Source organism: Frankia sp. CeTa3Moorea, from assembly GCF_978021225.1.
This window is the reverse complement of the sequence record NZ_CDXDOR010000274.1, coordinates 1-3,149: the sequence shown is the minus strand read 5'-3', so window position 1 is coordinate 3,149 and position 3,149 is coordinate 1. Positions and strand designations below refer to the sequence as shown.

Annotated in this window: 5 protein-coding genes; all 5 read left to right on the top strand. The window is 69.0% G+C overall.

Features of this window, described 5'->3' with window-relative positions:
• A partial coding sequence (gene clpS, locus AC08OV_RS24225) for an ATP-dependent Clp protease adapter ClpS (RefSeq protein WP_476620396.1) occupies positions 1 to 206 on the top strand: 206 nt, incomplete at its 5' end.
• Positions 207 to 394: 188 nt separating this feature from the next.
• Positions 395 to 931, top strand: coding sequence for a DUF2017 domain-containing protein (locus tag AC08OV_RS24220; protein ID WP_476613002.1), 537 nt, complete (start codon positions 395 to 397; stop codon positions 929 to 931).
• A 51-nt stretch (positions 932 to 982) separates the two neighbouring features.
• Positions 983 to 1,387: a M67 family metallopeptidase gene (locus AC08OV_RS24215; RefSeq protein ID WP_476613003.1), complete on the top strand. Its 405-nt coding sequence runs from the start codon at positions 983 to 985 to the stop codon at positions 1,385 to 1,387.
• Between the two features lie 201 nt (positions 1,388 to 1,588).
• Positions 1,589 to 1,963, top strand: a complete 375-nt coding sequence (locus AC08OV_RS24210; RefSeq protein ID WP_476613004.1) for a MoaD/ThiS family protein — start codon at positions 1,589 to 1,591, stop codon at positions 1,961 to 1,963.
• 22 nt (positions 1,964 to 1,985) lie between these two features.
• Entirely contained in the window at positions 1,986 to 2,933 is a 948-nt protein-coding gene (locus AC08OV_RS24205; protein WP_462187858.1) for a PLP-dependent cysteine synthase family protein, read from the top strand.
• Positions 2,934 to 3,149: the final 216 nt, after the last annotated feature.

The following is a 3,149-nucleotide window of genomic DNA, read 5'->3' as shown; positions in this document are numbered from 1 at the left end:
GGAACGACCCGATCAATCTGATGTCATACGTGACGTATGTCTTCCAGAAGCTCTTCGGCTACAGCAAGCCGAAGGCCACCGAACTGATGCTCGACGTCCATCACAAGGGGCGGGCTTCGGTGGCCGTCGGCACCAGGGAGGAGATGGAGGCCAACGCCGAGCGCCTGCACGCCTACGGCCTGTGGGCCACGATCGCCCAGGACTGACCCGACCAGTAACCCGACCGGCGGGGTGTCCCGGCCCGGCCGGTCGGCCTCGGCCGCCCGGAGCAGCCCATGCGGCATGCCCTGGGTAGGCTGGCTGCGTCCGTGGTCGGACGGTTCAGACGGTCATGTGGGGCGGTCGTCCCGGGCGCACCGTCGCCGGGAGCGTGGGAGTGGGGGAACGGAGGGACGTGGCTGACGGCTTCCGCCGCACGCGTGCCGGGATCGAGCTGCGCCTTCCCCGGCTCGAGGCGGCGTTGCTGATCGAGCTTGTCGGCCAGATCGAGTCCCTGCTCGAACCGCCGCCGGTCGAGGATCCGCTGGAGGCGCTGGTGGGGCTGCGTGACACCGCGCCGCCGCCGCCGGACGACCCGGCGATCGCTCGTCTGCTTCCCGACCCCTACCCGGACGATCCGATGGCCTCCGGGGACTTCCGCCGCCGCCGGACGGACGATCTGCTCGCCCGCAAGCGCGACGCCGCTCGGCGGGTGCTGTCCGCTGTGCCAGCGCCCGGGAGGGTGCTCCTGCTCGACGAGGAGGCCGCTCAGGACTGGCTGACGACGCTGAACGACCTCCGGTTGGTGCTGGGAACCCGGCTTGGCCTCACCAACGATGACTCCACCGCGGAACTTGAACACCTCGACCCGGACGATTCCCGCCGACCGCTCGTCGCGGTCTACGCGTTCCTGACCGAGCTGCTCGACGATCTGACCCGAGCTCTGGGGTAGTCGCGGGCGAGATCGGCCCGGACCGCCCCTTCGGCGTCGTACGGTAGGCTCGTGCTGCGAATCGACCGTGCCTGCTATGAGGCGATCGTCGCCCATGCCCGCCGTGATCATCCCGACGAGGCCTGTGGTATCGTCGCCGGTCCCCTGGGGTCGGACCGTCCGGAGCGGTTCATCCCGATGGAGAACGCGGAGCGCTCGCCGACCTTCTACCGCTTCGATCCAATGGAGCAGCTCAAGGTGTGGCGGGAGATGGACGACCGGGACGAGGAGCCCGTCGTCATCTACCACTCGCACACCGCAACCGAGGCGTACCCGTCCAGAACCGACGTGTCCCTCGCGGCCGAGCCGGGCGCGCACTACGTGCTGGCCTCCACCCGGGAGCCGGGCGTGACCGAGTTCCGATCTTACCGGATCGTCGACGGCGTGGTCACCGAGGAGCCGGTGGAAATCGTCTGAGACGGCCTGGCGTTGCAGATGACGCGGCGACGGACACGGTTCGGGAAGGGACACGGTCCGGGAAGATGGTGACTGCGGAGCCTTGGCACCTACGACTCGTCCGCTTGTCCGCCTGAGGTAGAACCCGCTGACGTGACACCCCCGCCCATCCGGGCGGCGCCACCGCCGGACCCGGCCGGTGGCACCCGCGAAAGGAGCACCATGGCAGTCCAGGTCCGTGTGCCGACGATCCTGCGTACCTACACGGGAGGTTCGAAGCTGGTCGAAGGCACGGGCGACACGGTCGCCGCGCTCTTCCTCGATCTCGATTCCCAGTATGCCGGGCTGCGGGGCCGGCTGGTGACCGGTGACAACGGTTCCGAGCTGCACCGCTTTGTCAACATCTACGTCAACGACGAGGACGTTCGTTTCCTCGGGGGTCTCGACGCCAAGCTCAGCGACGGCGACGAGGTCACCATTCTTCCTGCCGTCGCCGGCGGCTCCGTCGACGCCGGGGAGTTTCCGGGCAGCGCCGAAGTTCCGGGCAGTGAGGCGCCGGCCGTGGTGTCGCCTGGCATGTCGCCCGGGCAGCACTGACGCGAGCGACGGGTCCCGACTCATGCGTTTCTCCTCCCTGGCCGACTCCGTCGGCCGGACCCCGCTGGTCGGGCTTCCGCGACTGTCGCCGTCGCCGGATGCCCGGCTGTGGGCGAAGCTGGAACAGGACAACCCGACCGGTTCGATCAAGGATCGGGCGGCGCTGTGGATGATCGCCGACGGCGAGAAGCGCGGTCTGCTCACTCCGGGCGCGACCGTGCTCGAACCGACGTCCGGTAATACCGGGATCTCGCTGGCCATGGCCTGTCGTCAGCGGGGCTACCGGCTGATCTGTGTGATGCCGGAGAACACCTCGATCGAGCGCCGTCAGCTCCTGCAGATGTGGGGCGCCGAGATCAGGTTCTCGCCCGCAGCCGGCGGATCGAACGAGGCGGTCGCCGTCGCGAAGCGGCTGGCCGCCGAGAACCCCGACTGGGTGATGCTCTACCAGTATGGCAATCCGGCGAACGCCCAGGCGCACTATGAGACGACCGGGCCGGAGATTCTCGAGGACCTGCCCGAGATCACGCACTTCGTGGCGGGCCTCGGCACGACCGGAACCCTCATGGGGACCGGCCGTTACCTCAAGGAACGGGTGCCGGACATCTCGATCGTCGCGGCCGAACCGCGCTACGGCGAGCTGGTGTACGGGCTGCGCAACATCGACGAGGGGTTCGTTCCCGAACTGTACGACCCGTCGGTGCTCACCTCGCGATACTCGGTCGGTCCGCGGGAAGCGCTGCGTCGTACCCGCGAGCTGGTGCAAGAGGAGGGCATTTTCGCCGGGATCTCCACCGGGGCCATCCTGCACGCGGCGCTCGCGCAGGCCGAGCGGGTGGTAAAGGAGGGCAAGTCGGCCGATATAGTCCTGATCGTCTGTGACGGTGGCTGGAAGTATCTGTCCACTGGCGCCTACGCCGGCACCCTCGAAGAAGCCGAGGCCGCCCTGGAAGGGCAGCTGTGGGCCTAGCCCCGCATGGCGGCTTCGCCGCAATGCGGGGGCCCCTGGCGTAGGGCGCCGTTCGGGGTTTCCGTCAGCTCGCCTTCGGCGAGCTTCCTGGGGGAGCCGTCGGGGGTGGTTGGCGGCTTCGCCGCAATGCGGGGGCCCCTGGCGTAGGGCGCCGTTCGGGGTTTCCGTCAGCTCGCCTTCGGCGAGCTTCCTGGGGGAGCCGTCGGGGGTGGTTGG

What these genes read in the sequence shown, in the direction of transcription:
- AC08OV_RS24205 (WP_462187858.1), top strand. Translation starts at nt 1,986, where the DNA reads ATGCGTTTCTCCTCCCTGGCCGACTCCGTCGGCCGGACCCCGCTGGTC.
- AC08OV_RS24210 (WP_476613004.1), top strand. Translation starts at nt 1,589, where the DNA reads ATGGCAGTCCAGGTCCGTGTGCCGACGATCCTGCGTACCTACACGGGA.